General features: G+C 66.9%; 24 protein-coding genes and 1 riboswitch. Of the genes, 7 read left to right on the top strand and 17 right to left on the bottom strand.

Annotation, left to right across the window (positions count from 1 at the left end; genetic code table 11):
• Window positions 1-420: 420 nt before the first annotated feature.
• Window positions 421-1,254: a nuclease-related domain-containing protein gene (locus J2T21_RS20885; RefSeq protein WP_373457987.1), complete on the bottom strand. Its 834-nt coding sequence runs from the start codon at window positions 1,252-1,254 to the stop codon at window positions 421-423.
• Here J2T21_RS20885 and J2T21_RS14950 point away from each other — a divergent pair.
• Window positions 1,151-1,573, top strand: a complete 423-nt coding sequence (locus J2T21_RS14950; RefSeq protein ID WP_307582304.1) for a hypothetical protein — start codon at window positions 1,151-1,153, stop codon at window positions 1,571-1,573. The genes J2T21_RS20885 and J2T21_RS14950 overlap by 104 nt on opposite strands.
• Here the strand turns inward: J2T21_RS14950 and J2T21_RS14945 are convergent.
• From J2T21_RS14945 to panD, 4 genes are all read right to left on the bottom strand, one after another.
• Window positions 1,570-2,043: a hypothetical protein gene (locus J2T21_RS14945; RefSeq protein WP_307582303.1), complete on the bottom strand. Its 474-nt coding sequence runs from the start codon at window positions 2,041-2,043 to the stop codon at window positions 1,570-1,572. The genes J2T21_RS14950 and J2T21_RS14945 overlap by 4 nt on opposite strands.
• 175 nt (window positions 2,044-2,218) lie before the next feature.
• Window positions 2,219-2,536 (bottom strand): DMT family transporter, encoded by a 318-nt coding sequence (locus J2T21_RS14940; RefSeq protein WP_307582302.1) that lies wholly within the window; start codon window positions 2,534-2,536, stop codon window positions 2,219-2,221.
• An 11-nt stretch (window positions 2,537-2,547) separates the two neighbouring features.
• Window positions 2,548-2,617: riboswitch (guanidine-III (ykkC-III) riboswitch) on the bottom strand.
• 90 nt (window positions 2,618-2,707) lie between these two features.
• The gene (locus J2T21_RS14935; RefSeq protein ID WP_307582301.1) at window positions 2,708-4,396 is read right to left on the bottom strand and encodes a long-chain-fatty-acid--CoA ligase; all 1,689 of its coding nucleotides are present in this window, start codon (window positions 4,394-4,396) and stop codon (window positions 2,708-2,710) included.
• A gap of 48 nt (window positions 4,397-4,444) precedes the next feature.
• Window positions 4,445-4,867, bottom strand: coding sequence for an aspartate 1-decarboxylase (panD, locus tag J2T21_RS14930; protein ID WP_307582300.1), 423 nt, complete (start codon window positions 4,865-4,867; stop codon window positions 4,445-4,447).
• A 479-nt stretch (window positions 4,868-5,346) separates the two neighbouring features.
• Between panD and J2T21_RS14925 the strand changes: the two genes are divergently transcribed.
• Both J2T21_RS14925 and J2T21_RS14920 read left to right on the top strand, forming a co-directional pair.
• Window positions 5,347-6,390, top strand: coding sequence for an NAD(P)-dependent alcohol dehydrogenase (locus J2T21_RS14925; protein ID WP_307582299.1), 1,044 nt, complete (start codon window positions 5,347-5,349; stop codon window positions 6,388-6,390).
• Window positions 6,391-6,494: 104 nt separating this feature from the next.
• On the top strand, window positions 6,495-6,767 hold the full coding sequence (locus J2T21_RS14920; protein ID WP_307582298.1) for a DNA gyrase subunit A: 273 nt from the start codon (window positions 6,495-6,497) through the stop codon (window positions 6,765-6,767).
• On the opposite strand, the gene moeB is transcribed toward J2T21_RS14920, so the two are convergent.
• From moeB to thiO, 5 genes are all read right to left on the bottom strand, one after another.
• Window positions 6,764-7,960 carry a molybdopterin-synthase adenylyltransferase MoeB gene (gene moeB / locus J2T21_RS14915; protein ID WP_307582296.1) on the bottom strand — a complete coding sequence of 399 codons (1,197 nt, stop codon included), beginning with the start codon at window positions 7,958-7,960 and terminating at the stop codon, window positions 6,764-6,766. The two genes, J2T21_RS14920 and moeB, sit on opposite strands and share 4 nt — an antisense overlap.
• A 141-nt stretch (window positions 7,961-8,101) precedes the next feature.
• A complete protein-coding gene (locus J2T21_RS14910; protein WP_307582295.1) occupies window positions 8,102-8,761 on the bottom strand; it encodes a 4a-hydroxytetrahydrobiopterin dehydratase in 660 nt (219 codons plus the stop codon).
• Window positions 8,762-8,786: 25 nt separating this feature from the next.
• Entirely contained in the window at window positions 8,787-9,590 is an 804-nt protein-coding gene (locus J2T21_RS14905; RefSeq protein WP_071213638.1) for a thiazole synthase, read from the bottom strand.
• 47 nt (window positions 9,591-9,637) lie between these two features.
• The gene (thiS, locus tag J2T21_RS14900) at window positions 9,638-9,877 is read right to left on the bottom strand and encodes a sulfur carrier protein ThiS (protein ID WP_307582293.1); all 240 of its coding nucleotides are present in this window, start codon (window positions 9,875-9,877) and stop codon (window positions 9,638-9,640) included.
• Window positions 9,874-11,118, bottom strand: a complete 1,245-nt coding sequence (thiO, locus tag J2T21_RS14895) for a glycine oxidase ThiO (RefSeq protein ID WP_307582292.1) — start codon at window positions 11,116-11,118, stop codon at window positions 9,874-9,876. The genes thiS and thiO overlap by 4 nt, the downstream gene beginning before the upstream one ends.
• A gap of 142 nt (window positions 11,119-11,260) precedes the next feature.
• On the opposite strand from thiO, the gene thiE reads away from it, so the two are divergent.
• Together thiE and J2T21_RS14885 are read left to right on the top strand one after the other, a co-directional pair.
• Window positions 11,261-11,941 carry a thiamine phosphate synthase gene (gene thiE / locus J2T21_RS14890; protein ID WP_307582291.1) on the top strand — a complete coding sequence of 227 codons (681 nt, stop codon included), beginning with the start codon at window positions 11,261-11,263 and terminating at the stop codon, window positions 11,939-11,941.
• Window positions 11,942-12,061: 120 nt separating this feature from the next.
• A complete protein-coding gene (locus J2T21_RS14885; RefSeq protein WP_307582290.1) occupies window positions 12,062-14,449 on the top strand; it encodes an excinuclease ABC subunit UvrA in 2,388 nt (795 codons plus the stop codon).
• Window positions 14,450-14,467: 18 nt separating this feature from the next.
• Here J2T21_RS14885 and J2T21_RS14880 read toward each other — a convergent pair whose 3' ends face one another.
• The 7 genes from J2T21_RS14880 to J2T21_RS14850 all read right to left on the bottom strand — a co-directional run bounded on the left by J2T21_RS14880 (window position 14,468) and on the right by J2T21_RS14850 (window position 18,328).
• A complete protein-coding gene (locus J2T21_RS14880; protein ID WP_307582289.1) occupies window positions 14,468-14,935 on the bottom strand; it encodes a hypothetical protein in 468 nt (155 codons plus the stop codon).
• Entirely contained in the window at window positions 14,932-15,534 is a 603-nt protein-coding gene (locus J2T21_RS14875) for a signal peptidase I (protein ID WP_307582287.1), read from the bottom strand. The genes J2T21_RS14880 and J2T21_RS14875 overlap by 4 nt, the downstream gene beginning before the upstream one ends.
• Before the next feature lie 35 nt (window positions 15,535-15,569).
• Window positions 15,570-16,112: a hypothetical protein gene (locus tag J2T21_RS14870; RefSeq protein WP_307582284.1), complete on the bottom strand. Its 543-nt coding sequence runs from the start codon at window positions 16,110-16,112 to the stop codon at window positions 15,570-15,572.
• A gap of 35 nt (window positions 16,113-16,147) precedes the next feature.
• Complete coding sequence (locus J2T21_RS14865; protein ID WP_307582282.1) at window positions 16,148-16,672, bottom strand: alternate-type signal peptide domain-containing protein; 525 nt, start codon at window positions 16,670-16,672, stop codon at window positions 16,148-16,150.
• A 240-nt stretch (window positions 16,673-16,912) separates the two neighbouring features.
• Complete coding sequence (locus J2T21_RS14860) at window positions 16,913-17,146, bottom strand: hypothetical protein (protein ID WP_071213631.1); 234 nt, start codon at window positions 17,144-17,146, stop codon at window positions 16,913-16,915.
• Between the two features lie 145 nt (window positions 17,147-17,291).
• A complete protein-coding gene (locus J2T21_RS14855) occupies window positions 17,292-17,744 on the bottom strand; it encodes a MarR family winged helix-turn-helix transcriptional regulator (RefSeq protein WP_307582281.1) in 453 nt (150 codons plus the stop codon).
• 38 nt (window positions 17,745-17,782) lie between these two features.
• Complete coding sequence (locus J2T21_RS14850; protein WP_307582280.1) at window positions 17,783-18,328, bottom strand: GNAT family N-acetyltransferase; 546 nt, start codon at window positions 18,326-18,328, stop codon at window positions 17,783-17,785.
• Between the two features lie 116 nt (window positions 18,329-18,444).
• Between J2T21_RS14850 and J2T21_RS14845 the strand changes: the two genes are divergently transcribed.
• Window positions 18,445-19,668 (top strand): acylneuraminate cytidylyltransferase, encoded by a 1,224-nt coding sequence (locus tag J2T21_RS14845; RefSeq protein WP_307582279.1) that lies wholly within the window; start codon window positions 18,445-18,447, stop codon window positions 19,666-19,668.
• An 86-nt stretch (window positions 19,669-19,754) separates the two neighbouring features.
• Window positions 19,755-20,648, top strand: coding sequence for an N-acetylneuraminate synthase family protein (locus J2T21_RS14840; RefSeq protein WP_307582277.1), 894 nt, complete (start codon window positions 19,755-19,757; stop codon window positions 20,646-20,648).
• Window positions 20,649-20,695 lie beyond the last annotated feature (47 nt).

Below are 20,695 nucleotides of genomic sequence, written 5' to 3'. Positions count from 1 at the left end.
GCGCGCCGTGCGTCGGATTTCCGGTGTTTGCGGCCCAGCCTAGCCGCGATCCGGACCACTGTCTGCACCGGCGAAGGACCCAAACCGGACGATTTCCCCGCGGATTGCCCGTGCCATTTACAGGGCGCATGCCTATCTGCTAGTGTCCACGTCAGCGGTCATTTTTGGTCGTGTTACTGGGGAAACAACTTAATCTTGGGGGAAACCATGAAGAAATCCATGGCTCTATTTGCCATGTCCGGATTCGCTGCAGCGGCATTGTTTGTTGCCGCACCGGCGTCGGCCGATTGGACGGTGGATCCGTCCACCGGCATCGGATTCGTCGGCAAGGGCGACGTGCAGGATGCGTTCGGCTGGAACGACCACGACCTGCAGGCCAACCACGAGGGCGTGTCCTTCGCCTTAACCGCGCAAACGACGTCAACCACGACCTGGTCGTGCTTCAACTCGAAGAACGGGAAATTCCAGGACCGCGAACATGTCGTCCTGGCCGACACCACCGGAGAGTTGCTCTACGAGGCCCGCACCAACCCGCAGGACAAGGTCACCGGATTCCTGCTCACCGGTTTGGCGGAGGGTTCGGGTTCCGTGACCGAGTCCGACGGTCCGAAGCTGGGCTCGTGCCCCGCCGGACCGTGGGCGTACGTCGAGGGCAGCCAGGACACCACCGTCACCGGCGGGGAGTCGGCACTGTCCGTCAGCTTTGCCGACCAGGTCCAGGTCCTGACGCACGCCGCGGCCGAATAACCGCCAAGTCCGGGGTGGATGCCGCACTGCGGCGCCCACCCCGGACCGCTTTAACCACCACTTCAGCAGCGCGATCATCCGGGCCATCACGTAGCGGTCGACCAACCCGCATTTTTGCCCCTGCATCAGCCAGCGTCCAATCATCTCGATCCCGTCCTGGATTCCGGTTGCCGGTATCCCCGTCGGGGAAATATGCGTCCCGGCGGTGAACGTTATCGCGCCCTTGTCATTGGGGTGGATCAGCACGTGGCAACCGACCTCGGCCGCGGCCCTGGACGTCAGCGGATGCCGCTGCACATGGTCCATGTGGATATCCCGCCGGTCGACGCGCCGTCCACGGACGTATCCGAGCTTGTTGGCATCCAGCCACCGGTATTCCCCCAGCTTCCAGAACTTTGAATCGATGAAGAGCACCCGGTCCCCGTTGACCACCGCATGGTCGATGTCGGCGACGCGGCTGCCCGGAAAGCGGAGACCGTGGAAGACCCGGGTTCCCGGGATGCGCAACAGCGATTCAAGCGCCAGCGCGGTGCGGCGCTCCCCGATCACGCCCTTGGCGATGTTTTCCTTCCTGAACCGGCTCCAGCCGTTGGACAGCGCCCCGCCGCCCACGCCAAACACCCGTTGGTCCACCGCCCGCCGCGTCGCTGCGTATGGCCAGAAACGACTGACCAGCACCAAGCCAGCCGCGCACAGCCCGATGGGCACCAACGCGATGGGAGCCGGGGCAGCAACCAGCACGAGCATCGATCCCAGCACCCCGGCCATGAGCCCCAGGACCACCAGCACACGCAGCAAGTTGTGGCCCGTCCCGATCCTTTCCTAGCCGACCAGGGATTCTTCCCACCAGGACAGCCGTTCCGGGTCGAATCGCGGCACTGCGGCGGCCGGTGCGTCACCCGGCGGGACCGGCCCGTAGCCTGTGGGCGCATGCTGGGCTGGCAGACCGGGTGCTGCCTCGCGCAGCTGCCGGGCCGGATTGCCCTCCACCCGTTCGGGCGGCAACAGGCCCGTCACCCGGCGCGGCGGTGCAGCCGTGGCTGCCTCAGGTACCTCAGGCGGCGCCTCGGGTTCGGGGACGTCGTGGGTGGCAGCATCCGGGTCGACCGGCGGATACGACCCCACGGACGACGGGTTGGTCAGCAACCAGAAGTCGTAATCGAAGCGCCTGTCCGGGTCCCCCACGATGTACCAGGCGCCCATGATCCGTTCGGTCAGTCGGGCGTCGCTTCGATTGCGCCAGATCGCCAACCTTGCGGCCGCGTTGATCTGATTGGGCGATGCGGAGCGCCCCACCCCCAAGAACTCATAGTGATCCAAAGCTTCTCCCCCAAGAAAACGTCACGACCTTCCCAAGTATTCGATGAACCCGGGGCTTAATCAAGGGGTGGGACTCAGAACGGACCCCCGGCGAACATGGGGCGCCCTGGGGTCCGATCATCCTTCGTGGGGGTGTGCCACGATTTCACCGTCAGGCGTGGAGCGACTTGATGCCCACGACACCGCAAATGATCATCAGCAGGAAGAGCACCTTAAGGACGGAGACAGTTTCAGCACCGGTGATCATTGCGTAGACGACTGTCAGCGTCGCACCGATTCCGACCCACACCGCATAGGCGGTGCCCAGCGGCAGTTCCTTCATCGCATACGCCAGCCCGGCCATGCTCAAGGCCAGCCCCGCCACGAACACCACGGACGGGGCCATTTTCGTGAAGCCCTCCGACTTGCCCAACGCCGTCGCCCAGACGGCTTCAAGGACACCGGAGACAACAAGAATCAACCACGACATGACATACCCCTCGCAGGCCGTCTTGTCGCACGCCGGGTACGGCACCCATCGTCCGGATTCCCCGTCTCGTGGGGGAATACTTCCAAGATCGCACAGGCAGGACGCCAGGGACAAGTCCCTGACATGGTCAGATAGGCCACCAGCACCTTGGTGCCGGGCTGTGGCTGCGGGTTACAAGTCCGGGTTGACCTGCTCCCGGACCTGCTTGCGCAGGATCTTGCCGAGCATCGAACGGGGCAGATCCTCGATGGCCACGACCCGCTTGGGCACCTTGTAGCCGGCAAGCTGGGTGCGGCAGTGCTCCCGCAACGCCTCCTCGTCCAGCTCCGTGCCGGGATCCAGCTCCACCGCTGCCACCACCATTTCCCCGCCGCGCTCCAACGGCTTGCCGAACACCGCGGCATCCTTCACGTCCGGGTGGGCGCGCAGCACGGATTCGACCTCGGTGGGCGAGACATTGAAGCCCCCGGTGATGATCAGTTCCTTGGCCCGGTCCACGATCGTGGCGAACCCGTCGGCGTCGACCGTCACCACGTCCCCGGTGCGCAGCCAACCGTCCGCGGTGAGCGTCTTGGCGGTTTCCTCGGGATTGTTCCAGTAGCCGGCGAACACCTGCGGGCCCTTGAGCAGCAGCTCACCCGGTTCCCCCTGGGCCACCTCGAGCGCCGGGTCGTCCAGGTCCACGACCTTCATCAAGGTGGAGGGGAACGGCACCCCGATGGTGCCGGTGCGCCGCGTGGGGTGGAACGGGTTGCCCAGGGCCACCGGGGAGGATTCGGTCATGCCGTAGCCTTCCACCAGCAGCCCGCCGGAAACCGACTCCCAGAGCTCGACCACGGAATCGGGCAGGTTCATGGCCCCGGAGATGCAGTACTTGGCCGAGCGCAGCGAGACGCCCTTCTCCTTCGCCGCCATGGCGGTGCGCTCGTAGATCGGCGGGACGGCGCAGTAGACCGTCGCCGGGGACTTCTTCATCGCCTCAAGCACCAGGTCGGGATCGAACTTCGGGAAGAGCACCAGCAGGCCCTGCTTCTTCACGCCGAAGGTCAGGTAGAGGGTCATGCCGAAGGCGTGGAACATCGGCAGGATCGCGTAGAGGATCTCCTTGCGTTCCCGGGCCCCGGCCATCCAGGCCTCGCCCTGCAGCGCGTTGGCATACAGGTTGAAGTGGGTGAGCATGGCGCCCTTGGGGCTGCCCGTGGTTCCGGAGGTGTACTGGATGACCGCCAGGTCCTCCACGGCCGGGCGCGGGTGGGCGGCATCGAGCCGCTCGGCCTTGAGCAGGTCCTTGAAGGGCATGGTCCCCGGTGCCGCCGCGGTCAATGCGGCCTTGGAGGCGCGCAGTTTCTTCAGTGGCAGGTTCAGTGCCAGGCGCTTCACTGCGGGAAACGCCTCGAGCAGGTTGACCGAGATGACGGTGTCGATGCGCATGTCCTTCGGGAACTGGCGCACGGAATCGGCGGACTTGTCCCAGGCGATGACGATGCGGGCCTGGTGGTCCTCGAATTGGTGGCGCAGCTCGCGGGAGGTGTACAGCGGGTTGTGCTCAACGACGACCGCGCCCAGGCGCAGCACCGCGTAGAACGCGATGACGTGCTGCGGGCAGTTGGGCAGGATCAGCGCGACCCGGTCCCCGGCGCGGACCCCGAGCAGGCGCAGGCCCTCGGCGGCGCGTTCCACCTGCTCACCGAGCTCCCGGTAGCTGGTGCGCCGGCCAAAGAACTCGGTGGCCGGGCTGTCGCCCGCTTCGGCGACTGAGCGCTCGAACATGGCGCTCAGCGATTCGGTGGGCAGCTCGATCTCGGCCGGGACGCCCGGCTGGTAGTGCTTGGTCCAGGGGTGCGCGGCAATGTTCTCCATGGTTCCATCATGCCGCTTTTCACGGCAGGGGAACGACCCGGTGCCGGTTCAGGCGTCGACGAAGATGGCGAAAGGCGGGGTTTCCAGTCCGTCGGCAAGCGCCTCGGCCGGGTTGGTTCCCAGCGCGCGGATGGCGTTGCTTTCATCCACGTGCACCACGGAGGGCTTGAAGGCGCGTGCCTCGGCGTTGGTCATGGAGGCATAGGTGATGATGATGACCAGGTCCCCCACGTTGACCAGGTGGGCGGCGGCGCCGTTGATGCCGATGACGCCGGATCCGCGTTCCCCGGCGATCGTGTACGTTTCCAGCCGGGCGCCGTTGGTGACATCGACGATCGAGACCAGCTCGCCGGGCAGGATGTCCGCAGCGTCGAGCAGGTCCGCGTCGATGGTGATGGATCCGACGTAGTGCAGGTCCGCATGGGTGACCGTGGCGCGGTGGATCTTGGACTTGAACATGGTGCGCTGCATGGGGGGATCTCCTGGAGGGGGTTGTGCAGGGGCCGGCGTTCATCCTCGGATGCCCACCCCGGGCCGCCGGCTTGGTGCAGTGGGTGTTCCGGCGCCTAAGACATTCTAGACGGGCAGCCCCACAGTTGTCTGTGACGCATTTGGGGGTGCCGGCGTCCCACCCGGTCCGTGGGCGGACCCGCTTCCGGCCTGCCAGAGACCGAAAGGGGACTTTGCGTTATCCGGGGAATCTGCAACGTTTATCAGTTTGCCGACGCCAACAAGGCTGGCCGCGGCATCGAGGCCTGCCCGAACGGTACGTGTACCAACAGGGCCTCCCTCGGCCGGTGTCTCGAGTGGTTTGATTGACTGGGACGTTTCGACGCACCATGCGGTGCCCAGTGGGACCGTGCCGCCATCGCCGCCAGGCGGCGGGTACGCACGGGCCCGCACAGGATCCGTCCCGCAGTGAAAACCTTTCTATCGCACTACGGAGAACCATGCTTCAAGTCAACGCCTACGCCGCACCGTCCGCCACGGAAGACCTCGTCCCCACCCGCATCGACCGCCGCGAGGTCGGGGAACACGATGTGCTGATCGGTATCAAGTACTCCGGCATCTGCCACTCGGACATCCATACCGTGCGCGGGGAATGGGGCCCACAGAAATACCCGCTGGTCCCGGGGCACGAGATCGCCGGGATCGTCACCGAGGTCGGCGCATCGGTCACGCGGCACGCCGTGGGCGACCGCGTGGGCGTTGGCTGCATGGTCAACTCCTGCCGCGAGTGCATCCACTGCCGCGCCGGCGAGGAGCAGTACTGCCTGTTGGGCAACATCGGCACCTATGGCGCCACGGACGTCGACGGAACCACCACCCAGGGCGGCTACGCCACGGCCGTGGTGGTGAACGAGGACTTCGTGGTGAACATCCCCGACGCGCTGGAACTCGACGTCGCCGCTCCGCTGCTGTGCGCCGGCATCACCACCTACTCCCCGCTGCGCCATTGGGGTGCGGGCCCGGGCAAGAAGGTCGCGGTGATCGGGCTCGGCGGGCTCGGGCACATGGCGGTCAAGATCGCCCACGCCATGGGCGCAGAGGTCACCGTGCTGTCGCGGACGCTCAAGAAGCAGGAAGACGGCCTGAGGCTCGGTGCCGAGAACTACTTCGCCACCCAAAACCCCGAAACATTCGAGGTGCTCGCCGGCGCCTTCGACCTGATCGTCAACACCGTCAGCGCCGGCATCGACATCAGCGCCTTCCTGCAGCTGCTGGCCCTTGACGGCACCCTGGTCAATGTCGGCGCACCGGCCGAGCCGCTGCCGGTCAACGTGTTTTCGCTGATCACCGGCCGGCGCTCGTTTGCCGGATCGATGATCGGCGGCATCCGCGAGACCCAGGAAATGCTCGACTTCTGCGCCGAGCACAAGATCGCCGCCGAGGTCGAGGTCATCGCGGCCCAGGACATCAACAAGGCCTACGAGCGGGTGCTCGCCTCGGATGTGCACTACCGCTTCGTGATCGACACGGCCACCCTGGCCTGATCCACGCCGCGCGTATCACCGGCCTTCCCCACGCCACCCTCGTGTCGCCCGCAACGCGGCACCAGGGGTGCGCTGGGGCGACGCGCCCATGGCACGATGGCCACATGGAACAGGACCCGCAAGACAAGACCCGCGCCGAGCTGCACATCCTTGAAGCCATGGTGCAGGCCTTCGAGCGGCGCGAAGAAGTGTTCTCCGCCATCGAAGCAGCCCAAACCCAGGACGAGGCCCGCACCGCGGTGGTGAACCTCCTGGGCATGGATGAGATCCAGACGCGCGCCGTGCTTGACATGCAGGCCCGGCGGTGGACGCAGGGCGAACAACTCAAGATCACCGAACACATCGCGGTGCTGCGCGCCGAGCTGGAACCAACCTAGGTCCGCACCCGGCTTTCCGCCCTCAGCCAGGCATCGATCCCGCCATCCAGGTGGACCACGTCGGTATAGCCCGCTTCGACCAGGCCCTCGAGCGCCTGCCCCGAACGCACGCCTGACTTGCAGTGCACCACCAGCGGCACGCCGCGCGGGATCCGCTCCAGCGCGGTCCCGTCCTTGATGCCGGCAAGTGGAACCAACACGGATCCTTCGATGCGCGAGATCTCGAACTCGACCGGTTCGCGCACATCGAGCAGCACGAAGTCCTCCTCCCCCGCATCCCGTCTGCCCAGCCGTTCGGCCAACCCGTCAACGGAGACCATGTCATGGTCTCTGGCCGACGCATCGTCGCTTGCGCCAAGTCCGCAGAAGATCTCGTAGTCGACCAGTTCGGTGATCGGTTCCGCCTCCGGGTCCCTGGCGATACCCAGCTCGCGCCAGCGCGAAGAAAGCGCGTCGAAAACCAGCAGCCTGCCCAGCAGAGTTTCACCGACACCGGTGATCAGCTTGACCGCCTCGGTGACCATGATCGCCCCGATCGAGGCGCACAGCATCCCGAAGACCCCGCCCTCGGCGCAGGACGGAACCGTGCCCGCGGCCGGCGGTTCCGGGTAGAGGTCGCGGTAGTTCGGGCCGTGCTTGGCCCAAAAGACGCTCACCTGTCCGTCAAAGCGCAGGATCGAACCCCACACGTAGGGTTTGCCCAGCAGCGCCGCGGCGTCGTTGACAAGGTAGCGCGTGGCGAAGTTGTCCGCTCCGTCCAGGATCACGTCGTAGCCGGCGAAGATCTCCAGTGCGTTGGTCGAATCCAGCCGCACAGGGTGCAGCACGATATTCACGCCCGGGTTCAGCCCGGCAATCGAGTCACGGGCCGAATCCAGCTTGGTGCGGCCGATGTCGCCCACCCCGTGGATCACCTGCCGCTGGAGGTTGCTCAGTTCCACCGTGTCGTCGTCTATGATGCCCAGCGTTCCCACGCCGGCGGCCGCGAGGTACAGCAATGCGGGCGATCCCAGTCCGCCGGCGCCGATGACCAGCACCCTGGCGTTGCGCAGCCGGCGTTGTCCCTCCAGCCCGATCTGCGGCATGAGTGCATGGCGGGAGTAGCGTTCAAGCTCCTCGTTGGTAAGCGCCGGTCCCGGTTCCACCAACGGCGGCAACGAAAGAATGCTGCTTTCGAGAAAAGATTGTGTCAATGAAACCTACCTTGTTCGGCAATGTTAACGATGTGAAATGATTTTCGTCCGGGCGCGGAAAGGAATCGGCCACCGTTGCCAATGACTGATTTTTCGGACATCAATGGCCTTCCGGCTTGGCCCGAAACGGCAATGCAGTCGTCAGTAGGCTTCGCGGCCCTTTTCCGTGCAGACGCAGAAGCGGTTCCCCTGGGCATCGGTGGCCACCACGAACCTGGGTGCCGCCCCATGGTCGAGGCTCGCCCCGGTGGCTTCCAGCCCGTCGAGGATCGACGGGCTTTCGCTGAAGGGCACGGTGATGTCCAGGTGCAGGCGGTTGGCATTGGGCGTGGCGGTTTTCTGGAACCAGATGCCCGGCCCGCGCCCGAAGGGATCGGTGATGCTGCCGTCTTCCTGCCGCTTGTAGCCCAGGGCCAGGCGCCAGGACTCCGAAATGGCCTCCACGTCGTCGGTGTCGATGGCGATTTCCACGGTGTGCAGGAGCTCGGGCTTCGCGACGGCCCCCGCGCTGGTCGCCTCGGCCGAAATCGAGCGGGCCAGTGCAGCGTCGCGTGCGGTCACCTTGCTGCCGGCGTCGTGCGAGGTCAGCGTGATGAACAATGTGTTGTAGCGCCAGTCGACGTCCGGGTGGTGGTTGGCTTCCTGCGCCAGGGCCCCGATGGTGGCGAACAACGACAGCGCCGAGGCCGAGGACTCGCACTTCAGCGCAGTGCGCAGCGCTCCCTGGCCGTAGCGCCACTGCGGCAGCGCGGTGAGGTTGGCATGTACTTGTTCCGTGGTCAGAACGTCTTTTGCGGGCATGATGTGCTCCTTCGAGTTCCGGTTCTTACAGATCCGGGCGTCCCTCCATGGCGGAGGATGCCAAGGCGTGGGTGCGCCTCGGGATGCGCCCTGCTTGTGCCGCCAGTCTTCCACCAATGACCGCATGTCTAAAGGCCTGCGCCATGGCCACCGGGTCCTGGGCACGGGTCACCGCCGAGGCGAGCAGCACCGCGTCGCACCCCAGCTCCATGGCCAGCGCGGCATCGGAGGCCGTGCCGATCCCGGCGTCCAGGATGACCGGCACCGAGGCCCGCGAGACGATCAATTCGATGTTGTGCGGGTTCAGGATCCCCAGCCCGGTGCCGATCGGGGCGCCCAGCGGCATCACGGCCGCGGCCCCGAGCTGCTCGAGGCGCAGCGCGAGCACCGGGTCGTCGTTGGTATAGGCGAAGACCTTGAAGCCCCGCGCCACCAGGGCCTCGGTGGCCTCGACGAGTTCCACGGCGTCGGGCAACAGCGTGTGCTCGTCGGCGATCACCTCGAGCTTGACCCAGTCGGTTTCCAGGGCCTCGCGCCCCAGCTCGGCCGTCATCAGCGCCTCGCGGGCGGTGAAGCAGCCGGCGGTGTTGGGCAGCACGCGGATGTTGTTCTCGATCAGCAGGTCAAAAAGGTTGGTGCCCCCGGTGGAGCCGGCGGCCGGTGCGCTGTAGCGGCGCATGGCGACGGTGGTCAGCTCGGTGCCGGAGGCCACGAGTGCGGCACCCAGCCCGTCCAGGCTCGGTGCCCCTCCGGTGCCCATGATGAGCCGGGAGCCCAGGGGGATGCCGTCGATGACCAGCGGGTCGGTTTGCGTGAGTGTTTGGGTCATGGTGCTTCGATTCCTTCTCAAACGTCGGGGTCAAATACGGGGGTGTTTCAGCCGCCCTGGACGGCGGTGACGATCTCGATGTCGTCATTGAGTTCGAGTGCCGTGGCCGACCACTGGCTGCGCGGGACGATCCCGGAGTTGCGGGCCACCGCAACGCCGAGCCGGCCGCCGTCAGCGGGCTTGCCGGTGGGAAGCAGCTCGCGGCCGGTGACCGTCGCGACCAGCTGGGACAGCGTGGTGCCTTCGGCCAGCGGGTGGGTGGCGCCGTTGAGTTGGATGGTGCTCATGGAATCTCCTGGGGTTGCAGTGCGGGCGAGAAGCGGTCGGGGCGGAAGCGGTCCCAGGCGGGATCGCGCACCCCTGCCAGCAATTGGGTGGTGATGAGGGCGGCTATGGGGGTCAGCAGCACGCCGTGCCGGAAGAACCCGGTGGCGATGACCAGCCCGGGCACCTCTGTTCCGTCGCTTGCCGCGACGCGGCCCAACAGCGGCGCGTTGTCCGGGGTTCCGGGGCGGGCGCGGGCGGTGGTTTCGATGAGTTCGAGTTCCGCGACAGCGGGCAGCAGCACCTGGGCGTCGCGCAGCAGCTGGTGCACCGATCCGGCATTGACGCCGGCCGAGCCGTCCTCGCGGGAGCTGGCGCCGATGACCACGGTGCCGTCGTTGCGCGGAACCACATAGACCGGCAACCCGCGGACCATCCCGCGCAGCGTGGCGGTGCACAGCGGTTGCAGGTGCGCGGGGACGCGCAGCCGCAGGATGTCCCCGTGCACCGGGCGCAGCTGCAGAACCAGCCCCTCGGGCAGGCCGCCGAGGCCCGCGGCACCCATTCCGTTGGCGACGACGACCTCACGGGCGCGGACAACCCGCCCGTCATCCAGCAGCACCCCGCAGGTCCGGGACCGGGTGTCGAACGGGTCCTCGTGCAGCAGGGCGGTGGCCCGGGCACTCACCACGGTTTGGCCCTGGCCCCGGCCCTCCGCCCTAGCGGCGGCTACCAGTCGGGCTTCGATGGACGCCGCCACGGCCCTGGGGTCGACCTGGTGGTCATGGGTGATCAGGTGGGCGGCGCCGAGGTTCGGGGAGAGCAGCGGTTCGCGTTTCCGGGCCTCGCGGATGGTCAGCGGCGCCACGTCGAGCCCCTGGCGGGTTTGGGCCTCGCGCAGGTCGGCAAGCGCCGTGCGGTCCGCGGCATCCGCGCCCAGGGCCAGCGTGGGAGTGGAGCGGAATCCGGTCTCCGGGTACCCGTCGTCGGCCAGTGCCTGGATGAAGCCGGGCCAGAGCGCCGCGGAGGCCAGGGTCAACGGGAGCAGGTTTTCTTCCTGGTAGTGCAGCTCGCTGACCGGGGCCAGCATGCCCGCGGCGGCGAAGGTCGCCCCGGTTCCGGGGGCCGGGTCGATGAGCGTGACGCGGTGCCCGGCACGCTGGGCTTGAAGGGCGATGCCCAGGCCGATGATTCCGCCGCCGATGACGGCCACGTCGGTGGACAAGTCGTGGGCATTTAGGGGGTCGGGCACGGTGCACGACATCGAGGTCTCCTTCCCTACGCCGGTATGAGCCGGATCAGGTTCCACGCCCCCGGAGTTCGGGCGGCGTCTGTCGGTCGGCGCAATCGGCGCCCTCTCAGCCAGCTTTCCTGGCTCCCGCGGTACAGAAGCTAGTGTAGGGGATATGAGCCACATCACCGCCACAGATGACACCGCAGCCGTCTTGACCGCCCCGGGGATCGCCTCCGCCCGCCTGTATTTGTGCACCGATGCGCGCAGGGAGCGCGGGGATTTCGCCGATTTCCTGCGCGCAGCCTATGCCGGCGGGGTCGACGTCATCCAGCTGCGCGACAAGGCCCTGGATGTCGCACAGGAACTGGAATTGCTCGGCGTGCTGCGCGAGGTGGCCGAGCAGTCCGGCAAGCTGTGGTCGGTGAACGACCGCGCGGATTTGGCGCTGCTCTCCGGTGCGCCGGTGTTCCACGTGGGCCAGAAGGACCTGCCGCTGCGCGCCGCCAGGTCCCTGGTGGGCCCTTCGGCCATCGTCGGGCTCTCGAGCCACGATCCCGCGCAGATCACCGCGGCGGCCGCCGATGCGAACACCGACTACTTCTGCGTCGGCCCGCTCTGGGCCACCCCGACCAAGCCCGGTCGTGCGGCGGTCGGCCTGGAAATGGTGGAGCACGCCGCGTCCCTGGGAACGGCCAAGCCGTGGTTCGCCATCGGCGGGATTGACCTGGGCAATGTGGAACAGGTCGTAGCGGCCGGGGCCTCGCGCATCGTGGTGGTGCGCGCGATCACCGATGCCGACGATCCGACCGAGGCGGCCCGGGCATTGCTGTCCAGGTTGCCGGAACTCGGCTGAGCGGCTGCAGGCAGGATTCGGTACGGTGCAGCAGTTTTCAAGAAGCCCAAGCCGGCACCGGGGCGATAGTGTAGGCACGGGAGTTCCGCCGACGCGGAATCGGCACTAAGGGGAAAAGCGATGACCAGCGAGATGACCGCCAACAAGCCAGCAGCGGTGCACGCCGCGGACAGCCACGAGGTGATCCGCGTGCGTGGGGCCCGGGTGAACAACCTCAAGGACATCAGCGTCGAGATCCCCAAGCGCCGCCTGACGGTCTTCACCGGGGTTTCCGGCTCCGGGAAGTCCTCGCTGGTCTTCGGCACCATCGCCGCCGAGTCCCAGCGCATGATCAACGAGACCTACTCCGCCTTCGTGCAGGGCTTCATGCCCACCCTCGCCCGCCCCGAGGTCGACACGCTCGAGGGGCTGACCACCGCGATCCTGGTGGACCAGGAACGCCTGGGCGCCAACCCGCGCTCCACGGTCGGGACCGTCACCGACGCCAACGCGATGCTGCGCATCGTCTACTCCCGGCTGGCGCAACCGCACATCGGTTCCCCGCAGGCCTACTCCTTCAACGTCCCCTCGGTTTCCGGTGCCGGCGCCGTCACCCTGGAAAAGGGCGGGAAGAAGATCAAGGAACGGCGTTCCTTTTCCATCACCGGCGGCATGTGCCCGGATTGCGAGGGCCGCGGCCAGGTCAACGGCTTCAATCTCGCCGCGCTCTTCGACGAGTCCAAGTCCCTGGCCGAGGGCGCCCTGACCGTCCCGGGGTACTCCATGGACGGCTGGTACGGGCGCATCTTCTCCGGTTCCGGGTTCTTCGACATGGACAAGAAGCTGGCCAAGTACACCAAGGCCGAGCTGCACGACCTGCTGTACAAGGAGCCGACCAAAATCAAGGTCGAGGGCATCAACCTCACCTACGAGGGAGTGATCCCGAAACTGCAGAAGTCGCACCTGGCCAAGGACCTCGAGGCCATGCAGCCGCACATCCGAGCCTTCGTGGAGCGCGCCGTCACCTTCACCGCCTGCCCCGCCTGCGGCGGCACGCGCCTGGCCGAGCACGCACGCACCTCGAAGATCGAGGGCAAATCCATCGCCGATGCCTGCGCCATGCAGATCAGCGACCTGGCCGCCTGGGTACGCGGGCTCAACGAGCCCTCGGTCGCCCCGCTGTTGGACGCGCTCGGCGACACCCTGGATTCCTTCGTGGACATCGGACTGGGCTACCTGTCCCTGGAACGCCCATCGGGCACTCTCTCGGGCGGCGAGGCGCAGCGCACCAAGATGATCCGCCATCTGGGCTCCTCGCTCACCGATGTCACCTACGTCTTTGACGAGCCGACCATCGGGCTGCACCCGCACGACATCGACAACATGAACGAGCTGCTGCTGGCCCTGCGCGACAAGGGCAACACCGTGCTGGTCGTCGAGCACAAGCCCGAGGCCATCGCCATCGCCGACCACGTGGTGGACCTGGGCCCGAAGGCCGGATCCGCCGGCGGGCAGCTCATGTATGAGGGCACCGTTGCCGGCCTGCGCGCTTCCGACACCATCACCGGACGCCACCTGGATGACCGCGCGAAGTTGAAAGAGAAGGTCCGCACCTCCAGCCAAGCGCTCGAGGTCCGCGGGGCGAACACCAACAACCTCAAGAACGTGCACGTGGACATCCCGCTGGGCGTGCTCACGGTGCTGACCGGTGTCGCCGGGTCGGGCAAGAGCTCGCTGATCCGCGGCTCGGTCTCCGGCCGCGAGGGAGTCATCACGGTGGACCAGGGAGCGATCAAGGGCTCGCGCCGCTCCAACCCGGCCACCTACACCGGGTTGCTGGAGCCGATCCGCAAGGCGTTCGCGAAGGCCAACGGCGTGAAGCCTGCTTTGTTCTCCGCGAACTCCGAGGGTGCCTGCCCCACCTGCAACGGCGCCGGGGTCATCTACACCGACCTGGGAATGATGGCCGGGGTCTCGAGCACCTGCGAGGAGTGCGAAGGCAAGCGCTTCGATTCGATGGTGCTGGAGTACCACCTGGGCGGCAAGGACATCTCCGAGGTGCTGGCGATGTCGGCGTCCCAGGCACAGGAATTCTTCGCGCAGGGAGAGGCGAAGCTTCCGGCCGCGCACAAGATCATCACCCGGCTGGTCGAGGTGGGCCTGGGCTACCTGAGCTTGGGCCAGCCGCTGACCACGCTCTCCGGCGGCGAGCGCCAGCGCCTGAAGCTGGCCACGCACATGGGCGAGAAGGGCGGGACCTACGTCCTGGACGAGCCGACCACGGGCCTGCACCTGGCCGATGTCCAGCAGCTGCTGGGCCTGCTGGACCGCTTGGTCGAAGCCGGCAAGTCGGTCATCGTGATCGAGCACCACCAGGCGGTCATGGCCCACGCGGACTGGATCATCGACCTGGGCCCGGGCGCCGGCCACGACGGCGGCAGCATCGTCTTTGAGGGAACCCCGGCGGATTTGGTGGCGGATCGCTCCACGCTGACCGGAAAGCACCTGGCCGCCTACATCGGCGCGTAGCCCGGTGCTGGCGGCCGGCTACTTGGCCGGCGTGCACTCGACCCTTGCACCCTGTGCCGCAGGGGCCAGTACGGCGTCGATGTGCGCCGCGGGACCCTCAAGCCCGGACGCGCTGGGCGTGATGCTCACGGCAAACGTGTCCTTGCCCTGCAACGAGGTGCGTGGCAGGCGCAGCGTGGCGGTGGTTGCCGAGGTGGTCTCGGCCACGGCCACCGCGTTGCGGACCGCCTTCACCGAATACCCGGAGGCATCCACCGCGGCCCAGGCAAGGGTCAGGTCCGAATGGGAGCTGCCGTCCGTGCGGGAGCAGGACACCATCGCGGCAACGACACCCTGCGGTGCCCAGGCGCCCGCCGTGACGTCGGTGGAGACGGTGCCCCCCAGCGACCACAACGCCTGGGCACCGGTGGCACCTAGCCCCAGGACCACCGCCGCCGCAAAGGCGATGACCGCCGGGCGCAGGCCCGGCACGCGCCCGGCCCTCATGCCGGAACCTTGTCTGGGCCGCGGGATGCGGCGTTGTTTGTTGCCGCGCGCCGGCGGGCACGCAGACCGAGGATCATGGTGAGCACCCCGTACCCGATGAGTCCCGCCGCGGCAATCCGGCCGGCCGCGCCGCGGTCCTGGGTGCCCAGCCAATTGGCCGCGAACCCGGCATAGGGGACGGCATAGGACAGCTTTCCGCGGACCTGCACCTCGGTAACGGGCAACTCGTCGGCGACGTCGTTGTTGTCTCCCTTGGTCACCAGCGTCCGGTGGCCGTCCTGGTCGGCGGCGAGGGCCTCGATGCGGTGGGTGATGACATCCGGGCGCCCGGATTCCACCTGGTAGGTCACCACGTCGCCCACCTTCAGGGATTCATGGGGTGCGGGCTTGACGACCAGCAGGGTCCCGGGACCGTAGTTCGGCTTCATGGAGCTGGTCAGCACGGAGTAGGTCTGGGATCCGGTCAGCAGCGGAACCACGACGAGCACCAGCGCGGCCAGGGCCGCGGCCACCAGCAGCACGAAGCTGGCCGCGGTTCCCGCCCGGCGCAGGGGCGTGGAAGCGGAAGAAGGTCGGGGTGACGAAGGATGCCGGGTCATGGCGGGGAACCTCATTGAATTCGTGGCCGGGTGGATCAGGGGTATTGGGTGGAACCCAGGGAAAAAGTGATTTTCGCGCCCGCTCTCCCGAGTGTTGCGGGCGCGTTGCCGGCCAGCGTGGTGCGCAGGCACAGCACGGTACTTTTGCCCTGGGCCAGTTTCAGCTGGCTTGGCGTGGCGGCCACCGAGCAATCGGTGCCCTGGGCGCGGTAGATCTCGGTGCCGAGGTAGGCCGCCAGGGCCCCCGAAGCCCTGGGGCTCCCGACCTCCACCGTGGCCGCCAGCAACCCGCTGCCCGCGTCCGACGTGTTGGTCAGCGTCAGGGCCGTGGTGCGGGAAGTTCCGGGCAACAGGCCGGTGGCTCCGGGCAGCGACACTTCCTGCCCGGAGACGGACAGCTGTTGCGCCGCGGCGTCCGCCGCCTTGATGGACAGGGAGAACCGGGCGGTGGTGACGGTCTGGGTTTTCGAGGCGGACGCCGTATTCCAGGCGGCCAGTGTGCCCTGTACGGCGCCAAGGCCCAGGATGGCGACGATGGCCAGAAGCGCCCCGGCTTTCAGTACGGTTCTTGTCCCCATTGCGGTGCCCCGGCGTTCCGGATTTGCCTCGTTGCCTAGGGAGTGGGGCTCGTCGGGGCCTTCTGCTCCAGCTTGAAGCCGATCTTGCCCAGGTCGTTGGTGGCCTCGGCGCCCGTGGTGCCCGTGGTCGATGCCGGGAACGTCACGAGCACCGAGGCGGTGTAGACGCCGCTGGATGCCGGGAGCAGTTCAGCGGGAACGGTGGCACCGTGTCCATCGGTGAGGACCGGGTTCGCCACGCTTAGGTAGGAGGCCGACGAAGCGAGCTTGTCGGAGACGGTGAGGGAGGCACGCATTTGGTCTCCCGTGAGCTTCACGGTGACCGGCTGGGAGAAGCGCAGCTCGTCTCCCGGGACCACCTTGTAGGTGGCGGGGTCGATTGCCTGGCCGGAAGCGTTGCTCCACGTCCCCTGGCCCGCTGTCAGCTGCAGGTCGCCGGTGACGATCTTCCCGGCGTTGGCTTCAACCGTGGTGTTCCAGACGGCGAGTGTTCCGCCTCCGCCAAGCAGCAGGGCCACGCCGAGGCCGGTTGCGAGTGCGCCTTTGGTCATCTTGTTCATGGTGCAATCCTCGAAAAGTCCTGCGCCGGCCCCAGCGGCCGGTGCAGGATCAACTCTCCGAGTTGAACTGCAAGGAAGGGAGCATCTTTTTTGCAAACTTGCGCCAAGCTTTCCGCAGGCGGCTCAAGGGCCTTCGGGCCACTCTTGAGGTTTTGCCGCCGGTGCAGCGCAGGCTCAACAAAGCATGCACAAAGTTGCGTTTCCCCTGCGTCGAGCTGTGGGTTGCGCGAAATCCGCGGATCAGCGGTTGGCGGTTGCGATGACCTCGTCGGGTGCCTGGGTTCCGGCAGCTTCGTGCGCGGCAAGTACCTTCCGGGCGCGCTCGCGCTTCAGCTTTTCCTTCGGGTCGCGGTGCGGGGGAAGCTCTGCCGGGCCGAAGAAGAAGAACCCCACGAACTGCAGGCGCCACAGGGCCCGGTAGACGAGGCTCAGCCCAGTGGTGTCCTTGACGATGGGCAGTCTCTTGTCGCTCATGGTTTTCAGTCTCTTTCTGTGGGGATCCGGTTCGCTGCTGCGTGACGGATTCTCCGCGGACGTGCGGCTGTTATCTTCAATTGTATTCGAATGATTGGTGCACCAACTAATTGGCCGGATCCCGGCCCTGGTAGAACATAGCGGCCTAGTGCTGGGACCTCATGGCGGCGTCAATGAGCTTCTTCATGGTTCCGTGCAGCGCATTGAGCTCCTCGACGTCGATGTCCAGGCGCCGCATCATCTCCTTGGGGATCTCGAGGGCCACCTCGCGCGCGGCCCTGCCCTTCTCGGTCAGGACGACCTGCAGGATCCGCTCGTCGACTGCGCTGCGGCTGCGTTGCACGTACCCCAGCACCTCGATCCGCTTGACCAGCGGCGAGAGCGTGCCCGGGTCCAGATGGAGCAGCGCGCTCAGTTCCTTGATCGAAAGCGGTTCGTGTTCCCACAGGGTCAACATGACCAGGTACTGCGGGTGGGTCAGGCCCAACGGTTCAAGGACCGGCCGGTAGGCCGCAATCACGCTGCGCGAGGCCAGCGACAGGGCGAAACAGACCTGGTTCTCCAAGGCCAGCGGGTCTGCCAGCACTTTGTCACTCACGTTGTTCCTTGCTGTCGACGAATCACCGGTCCTTTCCATCATAGGTACAGCGCGGGATCCCCGTCTCCAGCGGCCCACTCCCCAGCGGAAAGCGCGAAGCATCGGTACACTCCGGGAACGCCCAAGAACTCCTCCGTGTCCCCCGTACCGGTGGACCTGAAGCCGAGTCCGCACAATATGCGCAGCGAACCAGCATTCGCTTCCAGTGCCTCGGCCCAGATTTCATCCAGGCCCAACCGGACAAAACCGTGCTCCAGGGCCGCGGCGGCGGCCCTGCGCCCCAGTCCCCTGCACCACAGCCGGCGTTCCCCGATCAAGAACCCCAACTCGCGACGCCGCGGCTCGATGCCGTGAAGGTCCACGTAGCCGACCAGGCCACCGGAAAACTCGACTCCGAGCCGCACCAGGTCGGCCGGGGGATCGAGCACGATTCCGCGCTGGAACTCCAGGTGGGCCCGCGGCTCCAGGTCCGTCGACCATCCCGCGGCGCGGCAAAACTCCGGGTCCCCTGCCCATTGCGCCATGGTGGCGGCATCGGAAAGCACCAAGCCACGCAGCGATATTCGGTCCTCGCATCCACTCATGGAGCCACTCTACGTCCATGCCCCAACAGCCCCGCACCCATTGGCCTTGCAGTTGTCGCCTGCCGTTAACCTGAATGCGGCCAATTGGTTGATTCGCGCCGATAGCGTCTTTGGTTGTGAGCACGAACAGTGAAGCAAAAACCCTGGTCATCATCCCGGCACGTGGAGGATCGAAAGGGATCAAGCTAAAAAACCTGCGCAGGATCGGCGGCCAAACCTTGTTGGCACGGGCCATTGAATCCGCGTTTGCCACGCCGTCAGTTCTCGACGTCGTGGTCAGCACGGACCACCCGGAGATCAAGGCCGAGGCCCTGGCCCACGGTGCGACAGTCATCGACCGCCCGGCAGATATCGCCGGTGATACCGCAAGCAGCGAATCGGTGTTGTTGCACGCCCTGGGCACCCTGGACGTACTCCCCCAAATCACCGTCTTCATCCAATGCACCTCGCCGGTCATCGACCCGGCGGACCTGCAGGGGGCCATCACCACGGTCGCCAGCGGAGCGGCGGACGTGAGCTTCGCGGTGGTCCCGGACCACGGGTTCCACTGGAGCTGCGACGAGACCGGTGCTGCCCATGCCAGCGGCCACGACGCTGCCCGGCGTCCGCGCCGGCAGGACCGCGAGCCGCGCTTCCGCGAAACCGGGGCGTTCTACGTCATGGACACCGCCGGGTTCCTGGAGGCTGAGCATCGCTTCTTCGGGTCCCTGGCCCTGGCCCGGGTTCCCGAGGAGCACGGCATCGACATCGACACCGAGGCGGACCTGGAGTTGGCCCGCTGGCGGCTGTCAGGCAACACGCCCGCCGCAGGGATCGACGTGGACGCACTGGTCACCGACTTCGACGGCGTCCACACCGAAGACACCGCCTACCTCAGCCAGGACGGCACCGAGGCGGTGCGGGTCTCCCGTTCCGACGGCATGGGCATCTCACTGCTGAAGAAGGCCGGAATCCATTTGCTGATCCTTTCCACCGAAACCAACCCCGTGGTCACCGCCCGGGCCGCCAAGCTCGGCGTGGACGTCGCCCAATCCGTGACCGACAAGGCCACCGTGCTGAACCAATGGATCGCCGAGCGCGGCCTGGACCCGGCACGCGTCGCCTACCTGGGCAACGACGTGAACGACCTCGACGCCATGAGCCAGGTCGGCTGGCCGCTGACCGTGGCCGACGCCCGCGATTCGGTCCACGCCGCGGCCCGGCACCGCCTTTCCACCAACGGCGGCCACGGCGCGGTCCGCGAAGCCGCCGACCTCATCCTGGCCGGCATCACCACCCCAAGCACCGTGGCGGCCTCCGCCCCGGCATCCGGGCCCCTGGAACCATCCCTGGCCCAATAGGCCCCACAGTTTTCCACCAATCCTCACCGAGACCTTCACCCACTCAATCCCCGAACGGTCCGGCAACACATGAAAGGCATGTCCCCATGACTATCACCACCACCGAAACCGCACCCGTCACCATCGGCGAGCAGACCCTCGGCACCGGCCAGCAGGTCTACGTCATCGGCGAGATCGGCATCAACCACAACGGCGACATGGAGATCGCCAAGCAGCTGATCGACGTCTCCGCCAAGGCCGGCGCCAACGCCGTGAAGTTCCAGAAGCGCACCCCGGACATCTCCACCCCGATGGACATGCGCGACAAGATCCGCTCCACCCCGTGGGGCGACATGACCTACCTGGACTACCGCTACCGCGTCGAGTTCGATGCCGCGCAGTACAAGGAGCTGATCCGCTACGCCGCCGCACAGGGCCTGCACGCCTTCGCCTCCCCGTGGGACGTGCCCTCGGTCGAATTCATGGAAGAGCAGGGCGCCGTGACCCACAAGGTCGCCTCCGCCTCGGTCACCGACCTCGAGCTGCTCAAGGCGCTGGCCGAGACCGGCAAGCCGATCATCCTCTCCACCGGCATGTCCACGATCGAGCAGATCGACAAGGCCGTGGAAACCCTCGGCACCGACAAGCTGGTCATGATGCACGCAACCTCCACCTACCCGCTGCCTCCCGAAGAGGCCAACCTGCGCATGATCACCACGCTGCAGGAGCGCTACCAGGTGCCGGTCGGCTACTCGGGCCACGAGCGCGGCCTGCAGATCTCGCTGGCTGCCGTCGCCCTGGGCGCCGTCACCGTCGAGCGCCACATCACCCTGGACCGCACCATGTGGGGCTCGGACCAGGCGTCCTCGCTGGAGCCGAAGGGCTTCGAGGCGCTGATCCGCGACATCCGCATCCTGGAGCAGGCCATGGGCGACGGCGTCAAGAAGGTCTTCCCGGGCGAGCTGGCACCGCTGTCCCGCTTGCGCCGCGTCGACGCCTGATCCTCAGCCTTTCCGCATAGCAACAGGACCGTTGGGGTGTCCGCCTT

Origin of the sequence: Paeniglutamicibacter psychrophenolicus (genome assembly GCF_030812255.1) — a bacterium.
GTDB lineage: Bacteria > Actinomycetota > Actinomycetes > Actinomycetales > Micrococcaceae > Paeniglutamicibacter > Paeniglutamicibacter psychrophenolicus_A.
This window is presented reverse-complemented; position numbering and strand designations above follow the sequence as displayed.

Bases quoted from the DNA above. Each gene is read 5' to 3' on its own strand.
- J2T21_RS14850 (WP_307582280.1), bottom strand. From the start codon at position 18,328: ATGAGTGGATGCGAGGACCGAATATCGCTGCGTGGCTTGGTGCTTTCC.
- panD (WP_307582300.1), bottom strand. From the start codon at position 4,867: ATGCAGCGCACCATGTTCAAGTCCAAGATCCACCGCGCCACGGTCACC.
- J2T21_RS14880 (WP_307582289.1), bottom strand. From the start codon at position 14,935: ATGAGGGCCGGGCGCGTGCCGGGCCTGCGCCCGGCGGTCATCGCCTTT.
- J2T21_RS14875 (WP_307582287.1), bottom strand. From the start codon at position 15,534: ATGACCCGGCATCCTTCGTCACCCCGACCTTCTTCCGCTTCCACGCCC.
- J2T21_RS14935 (WP_307582301.1), bottom strand. From the start codon at position 4,396: ATGGAGAACATTGCCGCGCACCCCTGGACCAAGCACTACCAGCCGGGC.
- J2T21_RS14840 (WP_307582277.1), top strand. From the start codon at position 19,755: ATGACTATCACCACCACCGAAACCGCACCCGTCACCATCGGCGAGCAG.
- thiO (WP_307582292.1), bottom strand. From the start codon at position 11,118: ATGTCGTGCACCGTGCCCGACCCCCTAAATGCCCACGACTTGTCCACC.
- J2T21_RS14870 (WP_307582284.1), bottom strand. From the start codon at position 16,112: ATGGGGACAAGAACCGTACTGAAAGCCGGGGCGCTTCTGGCCATCGTC.
- J2T21_RS14940 (WP_307582302.1), bottom strand. From the start codon at position 2,536: ATGTCGTGGTTGATTCTTGTTGTCTCCGGTGTCCTTGAAGCCGTCTGG.
- J2T21_RS14860 (WP_071213631.1), bottom strand. From the start codon at position 17,146: ATGAGCGACAAGAGACTGCCCATCGTCAAGGACACCACTGGGCTGAGC.
- J2T21_RS14905 (WP_071213638.1), bottom strand. From the start codon at position 9,590: ATGACCCAAACACTCACGCAAACCGACCCGCTGGTCATCGACGGCATC.
- J2T21_RS14885 (WP_307582290.1), top strand. From the start codon at position 12,062: ATGACCAGCGAGATGACCGCCAACAAGCCAGCAGCGGTGCACGCCGCG.
- J2T21_RS14920 (WP_307582298.1), top strand. From the start codon at position 6,495: ATGGAACAGGACCCGCAAGACAAGACCCGCGCCGAGCTGCACATCCTT.
- J2T21_RS14925 (WP_307582299.1), top strand. From the start codon at position 5,347: ATGCTTCAAGTCAACGCCTACGCCGCACCGTCCGCCACGGAAGACCTC.
- thiE (WP_307582291.1), top strand. From the start codon at position 11,261: ATGAGCCACATCACCGCCACAGATGACACCGCAGCCGTCTTGACCGCC.
- J2T21_RS14910 (WP_307582295.1), bottom strand. From the start codon at position 8,761: ATGCCCGCAAAAGACGTTCTGACCACGGAACAAGTACATGCCAACCTC.
- J2T21_RS14950 (WP_307582304.1), top strand. From the start codon at position 1,151: ATGAAGAGCACCCGGTCCCCGTTGACCACCGCATGGTCGATGTCGGCG.
- thiS (WP_307582293.1), bottom strand. From the start codon at position 9,877: ATGAGCACCATCCAACTCAACGGCGCCACCCACCCGCTGGCCGAAGGC.
- J2T21_RS14865 (WP_307582282.1), bottom strand. From the start codon at position 16,672: ATGAACAAGATGACCAAAGGCGCACTCGCAACCGGCCTCGGCGTGGCC.